Origin of the sequence: Candidatus Aalborgicola defluviihabitans (genome assembly GCF_016705985.1) — a bacterium.
Classification (GTDB): domain Bacteria; phylum Pseudomonadota; class Gammaproteobacteria; order Burkholderiales; family Burkholderiaceae_C; genus Allorhodoferax; species Allorhodoferax defluviihabitans.
In genome coordinates this window covers 225,845-242,358 of record NZ_JADJKN010000005.1, presented here as the reverse complement: position 1 = coordinate 242,358, position 16,514 = coordinate 225,845, and the positions used below count along the sequence as shown (strand labels likewise).

Here is a 16,514-nt window from a genome sequence, read left to right as displayed (position 1 = left end):
CTTTGGTTAGCCAGGATATTCGACAGGTTTGTAGAATGGACGCCATGCAAAAGTCCAACGCAACGTTGACAAGAATTGAGCGCTCACGCGGCTTAACCGGTTGCCCCTGGCACCGTCCAAACCTGACCGCCAGGTTATTTCGTCGTCTAGCTTGGAAATGCCAAGATAGGCGCTCGGCTAAATTAAGTTGAACTAAACCGCTACGCGGTGGCTAGTGCACGGTGCGCCGCCACTGCATTTGTGTTTCGGGGCTACTTGCATAGACGGGCCTGAGGTAGAGCCTGGGGATGGGGAATGTTCCCCGGCTTTGAGGAGAAACCGCATGACACCCTTACGTCAACGCATGCTCGACGCCATGACCGTGCGCGGCCTGGCTGAACGGACCAAGGAGGTGCTACACCGATGCCGTCGCCCGAATGGCACGCCACTACCACCGCAGTCCTGACTTTGTTGAGGCCCGCCTGAGATCGAGGCCTACCTGCTGCACCTGGTCAAGGACCGCAAGCTCTCCTACAGCAGCGTCAACCACGCTGCCAGCGCCAGCCGCTTCCTGTTTGAGACCGTGCTGGGCGCGCCAGCGACATCGTCCACCTGCGCCCGCCCATGGCCCGTGTGCCACAGAAGCAGCCCGAGTTGCTCGCGCCCAAGAGGTCACGCACCTGTTTGCCTGCTGCCGCATCCGGTTTACCGAACCGTGTTGCAAACCATCTATGCGGCCGGTCTGCGTATCTCCAAGCCTGCGCACTGCGCGTGGATGACATCGACAGCGCGCCAGATCGCATGTGCTGCGGGTTACGGCCGGCAAAGGCGGTGCCGACCGCTACAGCATCCTCAGTCCAAGCCTGTTGGCGTTGCTGCGCCAATACAGCCAAACCTATGCTCCGCAGCGCAACCCAGGTCGCTGGCTGTTTGCCAACGCCAATGGCACGACGTGCGTCAACATCGAAGCCGTGCAACGCGCCTACCAAGCGGCCCGACACTGCGCCGGCATCGTCAAGCATGGTGGCACCCATACCTGCGCCACTGCTTTGCCACCCACTTGCTCGAAGGTGGCGTGGACCTGTACACCATCAGCCGCCTCTTGGGCCACGGCCCATCAGCACCACCAGCCGTTATCTGCACCTCATCAGCCCGCAGTTCAAACCACCCAAAGACGTGGACCCATTGGACCTGCTGGCGGGCCTGCCAAGACCTGAAACGATCACGGCAAGGCTGAGCGCGTGGCCACCCTGCCCGATGTGCTGCGCCAGCATGGTGCGGCACATCTGGTAAAGCACACCCTGTCCACACCCCAGGCCAAAGGCCTGGCGCGGCATCGTCGCGTGCAGGACGGCGGCACTGGGGGCCAGCGGCTGGCCTGTGAGACTTGGCCACAGCCACTGGCAATACCACTCCCTGCCGCAATCGACACTGCCCGCAGTGCGGATCGCGTGCCAAGGACGCCTGGCTGCAGGGCGTCTGGCGGATGTGTTGAATGTGCCCTATGCCCACTTGCGTTCACGCTGCCGCACAGCCTCAATGCCCCGTACCAGTACCACCCGCGCTGGGTCATCGACACCCTGTTTGCCAGCACCGCTCAAACACTGTCTGAGTTCGCGGCCAATGCGCGTTGGATGGGGGTTGGTGGTGGCACCCCGGCCTTCACTTCCGGTACTGCACACCTGGACCCAGGACTTGCGGTTGCACATCCATGTGCATGCGGTGATGGCCTGCGGTGTGCTGGTGCAAGATGATCAGGGTCAAGGCCGCTGGCACACGCCGATCCGAAAGCCCGACTTTCTGTTCCCGGTGCAGGCCCTGTCCAAGGTGTTTCGGGGCAAGTTCCTGGCAGCCTTGGGCCGGGCCCATCAAAGAAAGACATCGCCGATGATCCGCAGGGCGGTGCCATGGCCTGGGCACAACGCCAAAGAGATCTATACCGCCACGACTGGGTGGTGTATGCCAAGACGCCGTTGGGTGGTCCAGCACAAACGCTGAGTACCTCAGCCGCTACACACCCGCACGGCCATTGGCAACGAGCGCATCAAGGCGCTCACGCACAGTGAAGTGGTTTTTACCGTCAGAGCGGATGACCAAGGGGTAAGCGCACAGAACATTTTACCCGGCTGTGAATTCATACGGCGCTACTTGTTGCACGTCTTGCCCACCGGTATCAAGCGGATTCGCCACTACGGAGTTCTGGCCAGTGCATGCAAGACGGACAAGCTCAGCTCGCAAGGCTGGCACTACAGATGCCCAGCACCAACCCGCTGGCCCAAGAGTCGGCACAGGCGTTCATGGCGAGGGTGGCCAGATTGAGACTATGCAGTGTCCGTGCTGCAAGGCGGGCACACTCAAGGTGGTGGCAACGCTGCCAGGGTACACGTTGCCGACACCGGGTAGCAGTGTGGCGGGGCAACCCAGGGGCCACCGTGAGGTGCACCAGGGGATGCCAAGGATCAAGAAATTCGCACCACGTCCAGTGGTGTCTGAGGCAGTGTTGCGCCGCACGCTGGCTGGCAACTGCGTGCAGAACAATACCCGAGCGATCCAGCGAAAGAGCAGTGCCCAGCCCCGCAATGGAGGCAATCCGCGCACGGCGCAACGACACTGGGCTGGGTCATAATCTATTGACACAAGCGGGGGATTGGTTCAAACCCCCTATTGCCCAGAACACACGCCACCGTCTCGCAGGCGGTTCAGTCCAACATGGTTTATCTGCCGCGAATGACGTCCTCGCTTTGTGCCAGCTTTGTGGCGCGGCGGATAAACGCTGATTGTTAGACCTGCTCAAGGAAATTGTCACGCATGCTGCTAAACATCGACAAGCCTCATCGCACTTCAGTACTTCACGATGAGGCTTGCCCTTACGTCCCGAAACCACATGGCACACAGTTCAAGCCGCTTGGTTCATTGGGTCGTGACGGTGGCTGGTTTTCTGTCTCATCTATCAGCGAGGCTATGGCGGTCGCAAGACGCGAGTTCCAAAGTGGCGTCTTCAAACCATGTCCACATTGCCAAAAGTCATGACGCACTGGGCGAGTGCGCAGGTCCAACATTTCATTCGAGGCGGACGGTTACGCCGCCGCTCAATTCCAGCGTTGCACACACCACCCTATGCGAGGTTCACCGTGAATATCCATGAGTTCATGCAAGGCTACAAATCGGCCTGGGAGCAGCGCGATCCGTCGATGTTTGCTGCCCTGTTTCACGCGGACGGCACCTATCACAACACGCCATTTCAAGTTCAGAACGGCACGAAGGAACTCGCCGAATACTGGAAGCGGGTTCAACTTCAAGAGGACATTTTGGTGACGTTCGAGGTTCTTGCCGCAGAACCCGACTCAGGCATTGCCCGCTGGCATGTCACATACCAAGTCGCATCGGAAGAACTCTTTCAGATTTGGGCGCGCTCCACGGGAACAAGCCTTATCGCGCGCAAGCCCGGAGAGCCGCTGCCGCGAATGGTCTTGGATGGTGTCCTTCAGGCAAGCTTCGTTGACGGTTTGTGTGCCGAGGCAAGAATCTGGTGGCATAGCATGCCGCAGCCCACATAAGGCGTCTTTTGGTGTGGGGTGAAGCCGGTTGGCCGTGATTTCAAGCCGGAGTAACGCTGGGTTTGAGTGCCCAGGCCGTCAATGCCGAGGTGCATGGTTTGGCCAGCCCGCAAGAACACCGGAGGTTTTTGGCCCATACCCACGCCGGGTGGCGTGCCAGTTGAGATCACGTCGCCGCTTTGCAGACTCATGAAGCGGCTGAGGTAGCTGATCAGGAACGGTACCTGGTAGACCATGGTGGCGGTGCTGCCGTCCTGGTAGCGCTTGTTGTCCACGTCCAGCCATAGACGCAGGGCATGGGGGTTGGGTACTTCGTCGACGGTCACCAGCCAAGGTCCCAGCGGGCCAAAGGTGTCGCAGCCCTTGCCCTTGTCCCAGGTGCCACTGCGTTCTAGCTGAAACTCGCGCTCCGACACATCGTTGACTACACAGTAGCCTGCCACGTGCGCCATGGCATCGGCTTCCGCAATGTAGCGTCCGCCCTGGCCGATGACCACGCCCAGTTCCACTTCCCAGTCGGTTTTGATAGAGCCACGGGGGATTTCAACGGCGTCGTCTGGCCCAATGATGGCGCTGGTCCACTTGTTGAACACTACCGGCTCGGGCGGCACCTGCATGCCAGCTTCCTGTGCATGGTCAGAGTAATTCAGTCCGATGCAGATCAGCTTGCCAACCTGCCCGACGCAAGGGCCCAGACGCAGGTCTTTTTGCGGCAGGCCGTTGACCAAGGGCAGGGTGTTCAAGTCGAGGGCTTGTAAATTCGCCAGAGACGCAGGTAATAGAGCGGTGCCAGCCAAATCGTCAATGACGGCAGAAAGGTCGCGCACGCGCCCTTGTGCGTCCAGTACTCCGGGCTTTTCCTGTCCGGCGGGTCCATAGCGAAGCAGCTTCATGGCAAGGGCGTTTCAAAGGGGGATGGTGGAATCAAAAAACGCGGCCGTAGCCGCGTTTGATGGGTTGGCTTGAACCAATGCGAACAGGTTACTCGACCTTGGCCTTGGCGCGCAGTTCTTCCTGGAACTTGGCGATCTTCTGCTGTTGAAGTTGCTGTGCGATTTGGGGCTTCACGTCCTCAAACTTGGGCAACTGGGCGTCGCGGATGTCGTCCAGACGGATGATGTGGTAGCCAAATTGGGTCTTGACCGGAGTTTCGGTCATCTTGCCTTTGGTCAGACCCGACAGCGCTTCGGAAAATTCCTTCACGTAGTTGCCGGGATTAGCCCAATCCAGATCGCCACCCTTGGCACCGGAGCCTGGATCCTTGGATTCCTTCTTGGCGATGTCTTCAAACTTGGCGCCTTTTTTGATCTTGGCGATGAGGGACTTAGCCTGGTCTTCCGTTTCCACCAATATGTGGTGGGCCTTGAATTCCTTGCCAGAGTTGGCCGCCGCGAACTTGTCGTACTCAGCCTTGATTTCTTCGTCCGTTACGGGATTTTTCTTTTGGTAGTCAGCGAACAGCTCGCGGATCAGGATGGCCTGTCGGGCGAGTTCCATCTGGTTTTTGAAGTCTTCCGTGGCGTCCAGGCCGCGAACCTGGGCTTCTTGCATGAAAATTTCACGGGCGATCACTTCTTCCTTGATCTGACCTTCCATCTCGGGCGACACGGGACGACCCGAGCGCTTGACCTGCTCAGCCAGCGCTTCTACGCGGGCCTTGGGGATGGGTTTGCCATTAACAATGGCCACGTTTTGGGCCCAAGCCGCGGAACCACCTGCCAGTAGCGTGGCAGTGGCAATTGCGGTCAAAATCTGCTTCTTCATGCGTTTTCCTTCAGGATACAAATCAAATGGAGCCAATGGGAGGCGGTCAGGCCGGGGTTGTATTTGGCGATATTTCAGTCTCAATGGCCAGGGCATGCAGGCCCTGATCAATGAAATCTTGCAGCGCATCATACACAAGACGGTGGCAGGCCACCGGACGCAGGCCTGTAAATAAGTGTGAAGAGATACGAACCCGGAAGTGGGTTCCAAAGCCGGTTCCGTTGGCGCCGGCATGGCCGTCGTGCTGGAAACTCTCGTCCAGAACCTCTAATTTGCTGGGTGCCAGGCGTTCACGCAGGCGCTGTTCCAGTTGGGCGGCGGTTGGGCCAGTGCTCATGGTGTGGTCTCCTTGTGGGGTTCGTCATCGCCGCTCAGGTGGGGGGCGATATAAATGCCCTGGCCTATGATAAATGCCAGGGGAAAAGCGTAGCCCCAGAGCTTGAAACTCACCCAGGCTTCAGTGCTGTAGTACAGCACTACGTAGGCATTGATGGCGGCCATAAAGGCGCTATAAAGCACCCACACTACGTTGAGGCGGTGCCACACCGCGTCTGGTAGCGACAACTGGCTACCCAGCAGCAATTTGAGGAAGTTCTTGTGCAGCACCCACACCGCTACGGCCAGTGCGATGGCCATGGCCGTGTACAACACGGTGGGTTTCCACTTGATGAAGCGGTCGTCGTGCAGCACCAACGTGAGCGTGCCAAACAGCAGAATCAATACCAGAGTGAGCTTGTGCATGGCCTGGAGCTTGCGGTCTATGCCGTAGATCAGTGCCATCTGCAAAACGGTGGCCGCCATCAAAACGCCAGTGCCTACATAGATGTCGTACATCTTGTAGGCGCCAAAGAATAGCAGGATGGGAAAAAAATCGATCAGTATTTTCATGCAGGGGTGAAGTGTAACGAGGCGGAGTTCATGCAGTAGCGCAGCCCGGTATCGGTGGGGCCATCGTTGAACAGGTGGCCCAGGTGGGCGCCGCAGTGACCGCACAGTGCCTCGGTGCGGACCATGCCACGCGTGTCGTCTTTGCGCGTAGCGACGGCGCCCTCGGTAATGGCCTGGTCGAAACTGGGCCAGCCGCAACCGGCGTCAAACTTGGTGCTGGAGGTAAACAGTGGCTTGTCGCAGCAGATACAGTAGTAAACACCGTCCTTGTAATGGTCGGCGTACTTGCCGGTAAAGGGCCGCTCGGTCGCGGCGTGGCGCGTGACCTCAAAGGCATGGGGCTCAGCACCCTTTGCTTGCAGCAGTGCCTTCCACTCGGGTTCGGTCTTTTCAATGGCGTGGGACATGGTGGTGATTCTCCTTGGTGGCGGGGTAGGGGCTTCAGGAACTGCAACTGATGGCAATGCTGCCAGCCCAGTCGGGCGGGAAATCGGCATAGGTGCTGTGCTCGGGCTGTTCGTCAAAGGGATGAGCCAGAACCATTTGTAATTTTGCAAGCACCGTGAAGTCTTTGGCCTGCGCAGCCTGGATGGCCAGCTCGCCCAGGTGGTTGCGCAGCACATATTTTGGATTAGTCTTTAACATCAAATTGGCCGATAGCCCTCGTGGAATATACGTATGCAGCTCCGAAAAATGTAGCAACCATTGGTTGATGCCGTCTTGGTCCAGAAACAGGTCTCGTACCAGAGCATCCTCTGCTGCATTGGGCGTGTCTATGGCGCGGCCTGTCCAATGGCTCAGGCGGCGCCAAAAGATGCTGTAGTCCACGTGCTCCACCGCCATCAGGCGCAGCAAGTCTGCCAACAAGTCGGTCTGGCCGTTTTGCACGGTGGGGAATCCCAGCTTGGCGGCCATGGCTGCGTCAAAGGCCTGCGGGTAGACGGTCTTGTAGGTTTCCAGTGCGGCGATTGCCAGGTCTTGCTCTTCAATCAGCGGCAGCAAGGCCTGGCCCAGGCAATACAGGTTCCAGTAGGCAACCTGGGGCTGGCGCTCGAAGGCATAGCGGCCTTGGTTGTCGGAATGGTTGCAGATATGGCCGGGATCAAATCCGTCCAGAAACTGGAATGGCCCATAGTCAATGGTCAGGCCGAGGATGCTCATGTTGTCGGTGTTCATCACGCCATGGCAAAAGCCTACGGCTTGCCACTGCGCCAACAAGTGAGCGGTGCGCTGGGTGACGGCTTGCAGGAAGTTGGCGTAGGCGTTGCCTTTGAGCGCACTGTCGGTGCGGCACTGTGGGTAAAAGCGGTCGATCACAAAGTCGGCCAGCTGGCGCAGATCGCCATGGAGGTTGTGGTGGCAGAAATGCTCGAAATGGCCAAAGCGGACGAAGCTGGGTGCCAGACGCGTTACCACAGCAGCGGTTTCTGGCCGTTCGCGGTACACCGGATGGTCTGATCCGACCACGCTCAAGGCACGGGTGGTGGGTATACCCAGGGCGTGGATGGCTTCGCTGCACAAAAACTCGCGGATGCTGGAGCGCAGCACCGCCCGCCCATCGCCCATTCGGGAGTAGGGCGTCAGGCCCGAGCCCTTGAGCTGAATTTCTTGTGACTCGCCACCGTGCCCGGTCGGAGGCTCCAGTTCGCCCAGCAGCACGGCGCGGCCATCTCCCAGTTGCCCGGCCCACACACCAAACTGGTGGCCGCTGTACACGCTGGACAGGGGTTGGGCACCGTTTGGCACAGTGTTGCCGGCCAAAACGTCCAACCATTGTGGTGAGTGAAGCGCCTCGGAAGTCAGCCCCAACAGGCTGGCGGCTGATGGGCTGTACCCCACAAGATACGGCTGTTCCAGCGGCTGCAGATTCATGGGGGTGGAAAAGGCGGGGCCGAGCGCGGCAAAGCGGTTGTTCCAGTGCCACCCGGGCGGCAGATCTGGCGGCAAAGCGGGCGCTGCGCAAGAGGGTGCATTCATGCCGGTATTGTCCGGTAGCACCGGCAAACCCACGCCTATCAGGGTTAAAAGGGCCTGCTGGGCCGTTCAATCCAGCAACTTGGTCAAGGCAGCGTCGTCCAGCACCTTGATGCGGTTGAGTGCCAGGCTGATCAGGCCGCGTTCCTGCAGGGCGTTGAGTGCGCGGTTGGCCGTTTGGCGGGACATGCCGGCCAGACTGGCCAGTTCATCCTGGGTCAAATCCAGTTGCCGGGTGCGACTCCAGAACAGCCGGCTCAGCGACAAGGCCATGCGCTGCTCCGGGTTGCGGGTGCGACCGGCCTCGATCATGGCCATAGCCTGTGACAGGCGCAGGTTCATGCAGCCCACCAGGTGCTGGTTGAAAGCCAGGCTGGTGGAGAACAACGTGTGGAAGGCAGCACTGGGCAAACACAACAGTTCGGTATCGCGCAGGGCTACTACGTCGTAGCGGCGCAGCTCGTTTTTCAGCACCGCACCTTCACCAAACCAGTCACCGGCGGCTACGCCCAAAAAGTCGGATCGCTGTCCGCTGGCGCTGCGCCGGGAGATTTTGACTAAGCCCTGCACCACACCATACCAACCCTGGGTGCGCTCGTTGGCAGGCAGGATGACTTTGCCGCGTGGGGACGACAGGGTGAAAACCTGGGATGCGATGGTTTCGCGCTCCTGGCTGGGCAGTCCGGCAAACCAGACCTGGTTCAGCAAAAAGCGGTGGGTGGGTGTGCCGGAAGCAGGGAACATGGCCTATTGGACCACGGTGCGAGTCCCCGTCTCTCAGTGGATGCATTTCACAGGGCAGCGTGGGCGGTGTCGTGTAAACGACACCATTTGCGTGCCCGCGCAGCAGCGGTCAGACTTCGCCCGCTGTGGATACCGAGCGGCGCAAATAAATTGATATTGGAGACACCATGGGATTGCAATCACCTTGGCTTTTGCCATGTTTGGGTCTGGCGTTGTGCCTGGGCCTTGGGAGTGCGAAGGCCACCGAGGCCGGCGTGACCGATACGGAAATCCTGATCGGACAACCCGCTCCGCTGACGGGACCGCTGGCCGAACTGGCGCCGGACATTGTCAATGCGACAAAGGCATTGTTCGACGGCGTCAACGAGAAGGGCGGCATTCACGGGCGCAAGCTGCGTACGCTGACCATGGACGATGGCTATGTTGTCGAGAACACGGTCAAGGTGGTAAACCACATGATCGACAAGGAGCCTGTCTTTGCGTTGATAAACATGACGGGTACCTCCAATGTGGCGTCCGTATTGCCGCTGCTGGAAAAGACCAGTCCGCCACTGCCACTGGTGGCGCCATTCACCGGGGCGGATTTGATACGTGTGCCGCCTATCCACCATGTTTTCAATGTGCGCGCCAGCTATGGGGATGAAGCCGAAAAAATTGTGCAGCACCTGACCACCATCGGCACGCAGCGCATAGCCGTGCTGTGGAGCAACAACGGTTTTGGCAAGGACGGCCTGGCGGGTGTGCAACGGGCACTGGAAAAACGCGGCATGAAGGTTTATGCCAATGCGCCCATTGAACAGAACGCGTCTGACACCAACAAGGCAGTGGCTGCCCTCTATGACACCCGGCCTGAGGTGATTGTCATGATTACCGCTGGCGCGCCCACCGTGAGTTTTATCAAGGCTTACAACAAGGTACGAAAGGGTATGCAGTTTTACACGCTGTCGGTGATGGGCAACCAGGCGACACTGCGTGCCTTGGGTGCGGACGGTGTGGGTGTGGTGGTGAGTACCGTGGTGCCGTTCCCATGGGATGTAACCCACCCGCTGGCGCGGGAATACCGTGCAGCCATGCAGAAGGCGGGTTTTGCCAGCAATATCTCATTTCTGGGATTCGAAAGCTATATCAATGGCAAGGTGCTGGTGGAGGGCCTGCGCCTGGCAGGCAAAGACCTCAATCGCAAGAAGTTTGTGGATGCTTTGGCCTCGATGCGGCGACTTGATATGGGCGGCTTTGCGGTCGGCTTTTCCAAGGACTCACGCCAGGGCTCTCGCTTTGTGGGACTGACCATCGTCAGCCCGGGCGAAAGGTTCACCAAATAGGCACTGCCGCGTCTGCGCGAGCCCGCACATTTTTTTTGTTAACACGTTACCATGATGAAGTCTTACTACAATTTCCAGAAGGAGTATCCATGCTCGGGTTGATGCAAAACCAGCAACTGCTGATTTCGTCGCTGATTGAATTCGCCGACAGGCACCATGGCGAGGCCGAAGTAGTTTCTCGCCGTGTTGAAGGCGACATTCACCGTTACACCTACAAGCAGGTAGCCCAGCGCTCGCGCAAGGTGGCAAATGCTCTGGACAAGTTGAATCTGGCCTTCAGCGATCGTGTTGCCACGCTGGCCTGGAATGGTTATCGCCATCTGGAGCTGTACTTCGGTGTCAGCGGCACCGGGCGCGTCCTGCACACATTGAATCCCCGCCTGCACCCCGACCAGATTGTCTGGATTGCCAACCACGCGGAAGACCAGGTCCTGTGCTTTGACATGACCTTCCTGCCCATCATCAAGGCCGTGCACAGCCGTTGCACCACCATCAAGCATTTCATCGCGTTGTGCGATGCAGATGCATTGCCCACTGATACCGGCATTCCCGGTCTGCGCAGCTATGAGGAATGGATTGGCCTTCAATCCAGCGAGTACGCGTGGCCGCAGTTTGACGAAAATTCGGCTTCCAGCATGTGCTATACCAGTGGCACCACGGGCAACCCCAAGGCGGCGCTGTATAGCCACCGTTCGACCATGCTGCACGCCTATGCAGTGGCGATGCCCGATGTGATGTGCGTTAGTGCGCGCGACTCCATTTTGCCCGTGGTGCCCATGTTTCACGTCAACGCCTGGGGTATTCCCTACACTGCCGCCATGACCGGCGCCAAACTTGTATTCCCTGGCCCTGCGATGGATGGAAAATCCATTTTTGACTTGATTGAGTCCGAGAAGGTGACCTACGCCGCCGGCGTGCCCACGGTGTGGCAAATGATGTTGTCGCACATGCAGAGCAACAACCTGCGGTTCTCCACGCTCAAGCGCACGGTGATCGGCGGGTCGGCCTGCCCGCCAGCCATGATTACCGCTTTCAATGACCTGTATGGTGTCGAAGTGCTGCACGCTTGGGGTATGACCGAAATGTCCCCGCTAGGCACCCTGTGTACGCTCAAGAACAAGCACCTGGAGATGAGCGAGGAAGAAAAGATGAAGGTTCGCCTCAAGCAGGGGCGGGGCATCTTTGGGGTAGATATGAAAATCGTCGGTGACGACGGCAAGGAACTGCCCTGGGATGGCAAGGCCTATGGTGACTTGCTGGTCAAGGGCCCCTGGGTCATTGCCGAATACTACAAAGGCGAGGCCGGCTCACCGCTGGTGGACGGCTGGTTCCCTACGGGAGATGTAGCCACCATTGATCCTGACGGCTATATGCAAATCACCGATCGCAGCAAAGATGTCATCAAGTCCGGCGGGGAATGGATCAGCTCTATTGACGTGGAAAACATTGCCATGGCCCATCCGGCAGTGGCCATGGCTGCATGCATCGGCATGAAGCACCCGAAGTGGGATGAGCGCCCCATCATCGCGGTGGTCAAGAAGCCCGGTGCAGAAGTCACGCGCGAGGAGCTGATTGCCTTCTATGAAGGAAAAACCGCCAAATGGCAAATCCCCGACGACGTGGTGTTTGTCGACGCCATTCCGTTGGGTGCCACAGGCAAGATGCAGAAGATCAAGTTGCGTGAAGTCCTGCGTGACTACAAGCTTCCAGGCGTGTGATCACCCGTAAGTGAGTGTTCCGTGTCACCGGGGTGCCAGTCGCCAAGGTGATACGGTTTAGGGGAAACCCTCCCGATGCAGTGCGGTAATTCTTGTACGCTTGCATCAGTCTTTTTCAAGGAGTCTCTGACATGAAATTTGCGTTGAAATTTGTCGCTGCCACGGTCGCAATCGTATGTGCTACATCGGCTATGGCCCAGAAGGGCGAGACTGTAAAAATGGTTCGCATCGATCCACTGACTGGACTTCTGGGACCCGTTGGTGTCAGTCAGCTCAAGGGCTATCAGTTCTTCGCTGAAAAGTTCAGTGGCGCAGGCAACCCCGCCGGTGTCAAGTTTGAAGTCACCGGTATTGACAACAAGTTGAGCCCGACCGAAAGTCTGAATGCCTTGAAGGCTGCTATCGACCAAGGCGCACGCTACATCATTCAGGGCAACGGTTCTTCCGTAGCACTGGCTTTGACCGATGCGGTGACCAAGTACAACGAACGCAATCCGGGCAAGGAAGTCATTTACCTGAATGACGCTGCTGTGGATCCCGATTTGACCAACAGCAAGTGCAGCTACTGGCACTTCCGCTTTGACGCAGACACCTCGATGAAGATGGAAGCTATGTCCAGCTTCATGGAAACCCAGAAAGACATTAAGAACGTCTACATCCTGGGTCAAAACTATTCCCATGGTGTGCAGGTTGCCAAGTACGCCAAAGAAACCCTGGCCCGCAAGCGTCCTGACATCAAGATTGTTGGCGAGGACCTGCATCCGTTGGCCCAAGTACGTGACTTCGCACCGTACATCGCCAAGATCAAGGCGTCGGGTGCGGACACTGTGATCACCGGCAACTGGGGCTCTGACTTGTCGTTGCTGATCAAGGCGGCCAACGAAAACGGCTACACCGGCAAGTTCTTCACATACTACGCTGGCGTAACCGGCACACCAACCGCGCTGGGTACCAACGGTGCTGGACGCGTGTACCAGGTGGCCTATAACCACTACAACATGGGCGGCCAGATGGACAAGTGGATGAAGGAATTCCACGACAAGTACAAGGACGATTTCTACACCGGCGCCACCATCCGTATCTTCCAGACGCTGGGTGCAGCCATGGCCAAGGCCAAATCTACCGATCCAGTCAAAGTTGCGGCTGCCCTGGAAGGCATCAAGGTCAATAGCTTTAACGGCGAAGTGGAAATGCGCAAAGCCGATCATCAGCTCCAGCAGCCGCTGTACATCACGGTCTGGCAAAAGGCGGACAAAAAGTACCCCTACAGCCCTGAAGGTACGGGCATGACCCTGGCACCGGTCATGGAATACGCCAACTATGTCTCCAGCACGCCCACCAGCTGCCAGATGAAGCGCCCTTCCTGACCCTGTAACGCCCTGGGCGCTTGAGTCGAGAGCCCGAGCGGTTTTGCCGCATCGGGCTTTTTTGTTTTTACCGAGGAGAAAGGTCTCTCGATAATGGAGTTTTTCATCATCTCGATGCTCAACGGGCTGAGTTACGGCTTGTTGCTGTTCATGCTGAGCTCGGGGCTGACACTGATTTTCAGCATGATGGGCGTATTGAACTTCGCCCATGCGTCTTTCTACATGCTGGGTGCTTATGTGGGCTACTCAGTTGCGCAGGCGGTCGGTTTTTGGCCCGCTTTGGTGATTGCCCCCCTCGTGGTGGGTGCCCTGGGGGCCCTGTTTGAACGCATTAGCCTGCGCAAGGTGCACAAGTATGGTCATGTGGCCGAACTGCTCATTACCTTCGGCCTGTCCTATGTAATTCTGGATCTGATCCAGTTGATCTGGGGTCGCATTGCACTGGAATTTCGTCCACCCGAGATCCTGCAGGGCCCGGCCCTCACGTTGATAAACAATTCGGTCAAGGGTCTGAGCGTGTTGTGGGGCGCGGCACCTGCTGAGTTGTGCAGTTCAGCAGATGCGGCAGTTCGAGTGGTGTGCTCGCCATTTCCGGCCACCCGTGGCTTCATGATGCTGGTGGCGTTGGTGATGCTGATGGCTGTTTGGCTGTTACTCACACGTACCCGCGTCGGTTTGGTCATCCAGTCTGCTTTGACCCATCCTGAAGCCGTGGAGTCGCTGGGCCACAACGTGCCGCGCATTTTCATGCTGGTCTTTGGCGCCGGCTGTGCTCTGGCTGGTCTGGCCGGCGTGATTGGCGGCAGTACCTTTCTGACCGAACCAGCGATGGCCGCTACGCTTGGGCCGGTTATTTTTGTGGTGGTGGTGGTGGGTGGTATGGGTTCACTCTCTGGCGCGTTTCTGGCCTCAGTGTTGATTGGTGTGATTCAGACCTTTGCGGTGGCGTTCGACTATTCGGTGGCCTCTATGGCACATCAAATGGGAGTTCCTCTGAGCGACGCGGCCCTGAATAACTCTTTTGTCAAACTGACTTTGTCGCAGATTGCGCCCATCCTGCCGTATCTGTTTTTGGTGCTGATCCTGATCTTCCGGCCCAAGGGTTTGCTGGGCACGCGGGAGGGATAAGAATATGCCGAACAACAACAAACCGGGCCTGTTCAACACGGGCCGTATCGTGGTGTGGGGCCTCTTCGCTTTGGTGATGGCAGTGGCGCCCCTTGTGTTTACGAGTGGTCTTGGCATGACAGTGCTGTCGCAAATGGGCATCGCCATCATTGCATGTCTGTCCTACAACATGTTGCTGGGGCAGGGCGGCATGCTCAGTTTCGGACATGCGGTATATACCGGCCTTGGTGCCTTTGGGGCGATTCATGCACTCAACGCGATCAGCGGTGGCAGCTTGCCCATGCCGGTGTCATTGGTGCCCATCGTCGGAGGCTTTTTTGGCATGGGCTTTGCCGTGCTGTTTGGTTACGTGACAACCCGCAAGGCCGGAACGACCTTCGCCATGATTACCCTGGGCCTCGGCGAACTGGTGTTTGCGATGTCGCTGATGATCCCAGAGTTCTTCGGGGGTGAAGGTGGCGTGTCGGGTAACCGGGTCACGGGCAATGCCGTTATGGGTATCACCTATGGCCCCCCCATTCAGGTGTATTACCTGATTGCGGTTTACACCTTCTTGTCAGTTGTGGCCATGTTTGCCTTTACGGCCACGCCGTTAGGGCGCATGCTTAACGCGGTGCGTGACAACCCCGAGCGTGTGGAGTTCGTGGGCTATAACACCCAGCGCATCCGGTACACCGCATTCATCATTGCCGGCTTTTTTGCTGGTGTGTCCGGTGGTCTGGGTGCATTGAACTTCGAGATCGTGACCGCCGAAGTGGTGGGTGCGGCACGGTCAGGCGCCTACCTGCTGTTCACGTTTTTGGGAGGTGCGACCTTCTACTTCGGCCCCATCATTGGTGCGGTGCTCATGGTGCTGGCATTTGTGCTGTTCAGTGAATTCACCAAGGCCTGGCTGCTGTATCTGGGCCTGATCTTTTTGTTTATGGTGATGTATGCGCCTGGCGGTATTGCCAGCCTGATCATGATGAACGTTCGCGTAGCCGCCTTCGGCAAGCTTAAGCAGCTTTTGGGCAACTACCTGGCCATGGCGGCTACTCTGCTTATGGCCTTGAGCGGTGCTGCGGCCATGGTCGAGATGACCTACCACTTGCAACTTAACTCCTCGCAGGGGTCTGAACTGGTTTTCCTGGGCACCACGCTCAATGTAGCCAGTGCCCAAAGCTGGTTTGGTGCTGCGCTGGTGGCGCTGGTGGGCTTTGGCCTTTTTGAACTGACCCGCCGACGGTTTGCGTTCAAGTGGAAAGAGATCCAGGAGTTTATTGAGAAGAAAATGAATCCGGAGAACGCAGAATGAGTGCAGAGACCACCTATGCGCTGGAACTCAAGGATCTGCGCAAGAGCTTTGGCAAGACCGAGATCATCCGCGGTATCAACCTGGCGGTGCGCCATGGTGAACGTATCGCGGTGATTGGCCCCAACGGTGCCGGCAAGTCCACGCTGTTTAATCTGATTAGTGGCCGCTTTGGCGCCACCAGCGGGGAAGTGCTGCTCAATGGCACGCCCATCATGGGCATGAAGCCCTACGAGATCAACCGTTTGGGTTTGTCACGCAGCTTTCAAATCACCAACATCTTCCCCAAGCTCAGCGTGTTTGAGAACCTGCGCTGCAGCGTGTTGTGGAGCCTGGGCTACAAGTACACGTTTTTCAGGTTCTTGTCCAAGCTGGATGACGCCAACGCCCGCGCAATCGAGTTGATGAAGATGATCAACCTGGAAAAGAAGCGGGACGTGTTGGCCATTAACCTGACCTATGCCGAGCAGCGCGCGCTGGAGATTGGCATCACCATCGGCGGAGGTGCCAATGTAATTTTGCTGGACGAGCCTACTGCTGGGATGAGCTCCAGCGAAACTGAGCGCTTCATTTCGCTGATTCGGACTGTGACCGAGGGTAAAACGCTTTTGACTGTGGAGCACGATATGGGCGTCGTTTTTGGCCTGGCCGACAAGATTGCCGTGGTCGTGTACGGAGAGGTCATTGCGTTTGACACGCCGGAAGCCGTCCGCGCGAATGCGCAGGTACAAGAAGCCTATCTGGGCTCGTCAGTGGCAGATGCCCAGGCCGGAGAACACTGA

16 protein-coding genes and 3 pseudogenes are annotated in these 16,514 nt (G+C 58.0%); 12 read left to right on the top strand and 7 right to left on the bottom strand.

The window, feature by feature from the left end; all coding sequences use genetic code 11:
- Nucleotides 1-322 precede the first annotated feature (322 nt).
- The 6 genes and pseudogenes from IPI80_RS05990 (at nucleotide 323) to IPI80_RS05965 (ending at nucleotide 3,536) form a co-directional block, all read left to right on the top strand.
- Nucleotides 323-445: a hypothetical protein gene (locus IPI80_RS05990; protein WP_413858138.1), complete on the top strand. Its 123-nt coding sequence runs from the start codon at nucleotides 323-325 to the stop codon at nucleotides 443-445.
- A gap of 21 nt (nucleotides 446-466) precedes the next feature.
- A pseudogene (locus tag IPI80_RS05985) lies at nucleotides 467-523 on the top strand (hypothetical protein); the annotation flags it as partial.
- A gap of 259 nt (nucleotides 524-782) precedes the next feature.
- The gene (locus tag IPI80_RS05980; protein ID WP_413858136.1) at nucleotides 783-1,196 is read left to right on the top strand and encodes a hypothetical protein; all 414 of its coding nucleotides are present in this window, start codon (nucleotides 783-785) and stop codon (nucleotides 1,194-1,196) included.
- Between the two features lie 170 nt (nucleotides 1,197-1,366).
- A complete protein-coding gene (locus tag IPI80_RS05975) occupies nucleotides 1,367-1,474 on the top strand; it encodes a transposase zinc-binding domain-containing protein (protein ID WP_413858134.1) in 108 nt (35 codons plus the stop codon).
- 44 nt (nucleotides 1,475-1,518) lie between these two features.
- Nucleotides 1,519-2,298 (top strand): annotated as a pseudogene (locus IPI80_RS05970) (transposase).
- An 812-nt stretch (nucleotides 2,299-3,110) separates the two neighbouring features.
- Complete coding sequence (locus tag IPI80_RS05965) at nucleotides 3,111-3,536, top strand: nuclear transport factor 2 family protein (protein WP_413858132.1); 426 nt, start codon at nucleotides 3,111-3,113, stop codon at nucleotides 3,534-3,536.
- Between the two features lie 53 nt (nucleotides 3,537-3,589).
- Here the strand turns inward: IPI80_RS05965 and IPI80_RS05960 are convergent.
- From IPI80_RS05960 to IPI80_RS05930, 7 genes and pseudogenes are all read right to left on the bottom strand, one after another.
- Nucleotides 3,590-4,429: pseudogene (locus tag IPI80_RS05960) on the bottom strand (fumarylacetoacetate hydrolase family protein); the annotation flags it as partial.
- Nucleotides 4,430-4,517: 88 nt separating this feature from the next.
- On the bottom strand, nucleotides 4,518-5,300 hold the full coding sequence (locus IPI80_RS05955; protein ID WP_413858130.1) for a peptidylprolyl isomerase: 783 nt from the start codon (nucleotides 5,298-5,300) through the stop codon (nucleotides 4,518-4,520).
- Between the two features lie 46 nt (nucleotides 5,301-5,346).
- Nucleotides 5,347-5,637 (bottom strand): BolA family protein, encoded by a 291-nt coding sequence (locus IPI80_RS05950; RefSeq protein ID WP_413858128.1) that lies wholly within the window; start codon nucleotides 5,635-5,637, stop codon nucleotides 5,347-5,349.
- The gene (locus tag IPI80_RS05945) at nucleotides 5,634-6,188 is read right to left on the bottom strand and encodes a septation protein A (protein ID WP_413858126.1); all 555 of its coding nucleotides are present in this window, start codon (nucleotides 6,186-6,188) and stop codon (nucleotides 5,634-5,636) included. Before IPI80_RS05945 ends, IPI80_RS05950 begins: the two co-directional genes overlap by 4 nt.
- Nucleotides 6,185-6,595: a peptide-methionine (R)-S-oxide reductase MsrB gene (gene msrB / locus IPI80_RS05940; protein ID WP_413858124.1), complete on the bottom strand. Its 411-nt coding sequence runs from the start codon at nucleotides 6,593-6,595 to the stop codon at nucleotides 6,185-6,187. Before msrB ends, IPI80_RS05945 begins: the two co-directional genes overlap by 4 nt.
- A gap of 34 nt (nucleotides 6,596-6,629) precedes the next feature.
- Complete coding sequence (locus IPI80_RS05935) at nucleotides 6,630-8,165, bottom strand: protein adenylyltransferase SelO (protein ID WP_413858122.1); 1,536 nt, start codon at nucleotides 8,163-8,165, stop codon at nucleotides 6,630-6,632.
- Nucleotides 8,166-8,231: 66 nt separating this feature from the next.
- On the bottom strand, nucleotides 8,232-8,906 hold the full coding sequence (locus IPI80_RS05930; protein WP_413858120.1) for a Crp/Fnr family transcriptional regulator: 675 nt from the start codon (nucleotides 8,904-8,906) through the stop codon (nucleotides 8,232-8,234).
- 167 nt (nucleotides 8,907-9,073) lie between these two features.
- Between IPI80_RS05930 and IPI80_RS05925 the strand changes: the two genes are divergently transcribed.
- The 6 genes from IPI80_RS05925 (at nucleotide 9,074) to IPI80_RS05900 (ending at nucleotide 16,514) form a co-directional block, all read left to right on the top strand.
- On the top strand, nucleotides 9,074-10,228 hold the full coding sequence (locus IPI80_RS05925; RefSeq protein ID WP_413858118.1) for an ABC transporter substrate-binding protein: 1,155 nt from the start codon (nucleotides 9,074-9,076) through the stop codon (nucleotides 10,226-10,228).
- Between the two features lie 89 nt (nucleotides 10,229-10,317).
- A complete protein-coding gene (locus IPI80_RS05920; protein WP_413858116.1) occupies nucleotides 10,318-11,946 on the top strand; it encodes a 3-(methylthio)propionyl-CoA ligase in 1,629 nt (542 codons plus the stop codon).
- Nucleotides 11,947-12,077: 131 nt separating this feature from the next.
- Nucleotides 12,078-13,313, top strand: coding sequence for a branched-chain amino acid ABC transporter substrate-binding protein (locus tag IPI80_RS05915; RefSeq protein ID WP_413858114.1), 1,236 nt, complete (start codon nucleotides 12,078-12,080; stop codon nucleotides 13,311-13,313).
- A gap of 93 nt (nucleotides 13,314-13,406) precedes the next feature.
- Nucleotides 13,407-14,441 carry a branched-chain amino acid ABC transporter permease gene (locus IPI80_RS05910; RefSeq protein ID WP_413858112.1) on the top strand — a complete coding sequence of 345 codons (1,035 nt, stop codon included), beginning with the start codon at nucleotides 13,407-13,409 and terminating at the stop codon, nucleotides 14,439-14,441.
- Nucleotides 14,442-14,445: 4 nt separating this feature from the next.
- On the top strand, nucleotides 14,446-15,735 hold the full coding sequence (locus IPI80_RS05905) for a branched-chain amino acid ABC transporter permease (protein WP_413858110.1): 1,290 nt from the start codon (nucleotides 14,446-14,448) through the stop codon (nucleotides 15,733-15,735).
- Nucleotides 15,732-16,514, top strand: coding sequence for an ABC transporter ATP-binding protein (locus IPI80_RS05900; RefSeq protein WP_413858108.1), 783 nt, complete (start codon nucleotides 15,732-15,734; stop codon nucleotides 16,512-16,514). Before IPI80_RS05905 ends, IPI80_RS05900 begins: the two co-directional genes overlap by 4 nt.

What these genes read in the sequence shown, in the direction of transcription:
- IPI80_RS05950 (WP_413858128.1), bottom strand. Translation starts at nt 5,637, where the DNA reads ATGAGCACTGGCCCAACCGCCGCCCAACTGGAACAGCGCCTGCGTGAA.
- IPI80_RS05925 (WP_413858118.1), top strand. Translation starts at nt 9,074, where the DNA reads ATGGGATTGCAATCACCTTGGCTTTTGCCATGTTTGGGTCTGGCGTTG.
- IPI80_RS05900 (WP_413858108.1), top strand. Translation starts at nt 15,732, where the DNA reads ATGAGTGCAGAGACCACCTATGCGCTGGAACTCAAGGATCTGCGCAAG.
- IPI80_RS05920 (WP_413858116.1), top strand. Translation starts at nt 10,318, where the DNA reads ATGCTCGGGTTGATGCAAAACCAGCAACTGCTGATTTCGTCGCTGATT.
- IPI80_RS05990 (WP_413858138.1), top strand. Translation starts at nt 323, where the DNA reads ATGACACCCTTACGTCAACGCATGCTCGACGCCATGACCGTGCGCGGC.
- IPI80_RS05930 (WP_413858120.1), bottom strand. Translation starts at nt 8,906, where the DNA reads ATGTTCCCTGCTTCCGGCACACCCACCCACCGCTTTTTGCTGAACCAG.
- IPI80_RS05915 (WP_413858114.1), top strand. Translation starts at nt 12,078, where the DNA reads ATGAAATTTGCGTTGAAATTTGTCGCTGCCACGGTCGCAATCGTATGT.
- IPI80_RS05905 (WP_413858110.1), top strand. Translation starts at nt 14,446, where the DNA reads ATGCCGAACAACAACAAACCGGGCCTGTTCAACACGGGCCGTATCGTG.
- IPI80_RS05955 (WP_413858130.1), bottom strand. Translation starts at nt 5,300, where the DNA reads ATGAAGAAGCAGATTTTGACCGCAATTGCCACTGCCACGCTACTGGCA.
- msrB (WP_413858124.1), bottom strand. Translation starts at nt 6,595, where the DNA reads ATGTCCCACGCCATTGAAAAGACCGAACCCGAGTGGAAGGCACTGCTG.
- IPI80_RS05910 (WP_413858112.1), top strand. Translation starts at nt 13,407, where the DNA reads ATGGAGTTTTTCATCATCTCGATGCTCAACGGGCTGAGTTACGGCTTG.
- IPI80_RS05945 (WP_413858126.1), bottom strand. Translation starts at nt 6,188, where the DNA reads ATGAAAATACTGATCGATTTTTTTCCCATCCTGCTATTCTTTGGCGCC.
- IPI80_RS05935 (WP_413858122.1), bottom strand. Translation starts at nt 8,165, where the DNA reads ATGAATGCACCCTCTTGCGCAGCGCCCGCTTTGCCGCCAGATCTGCCG.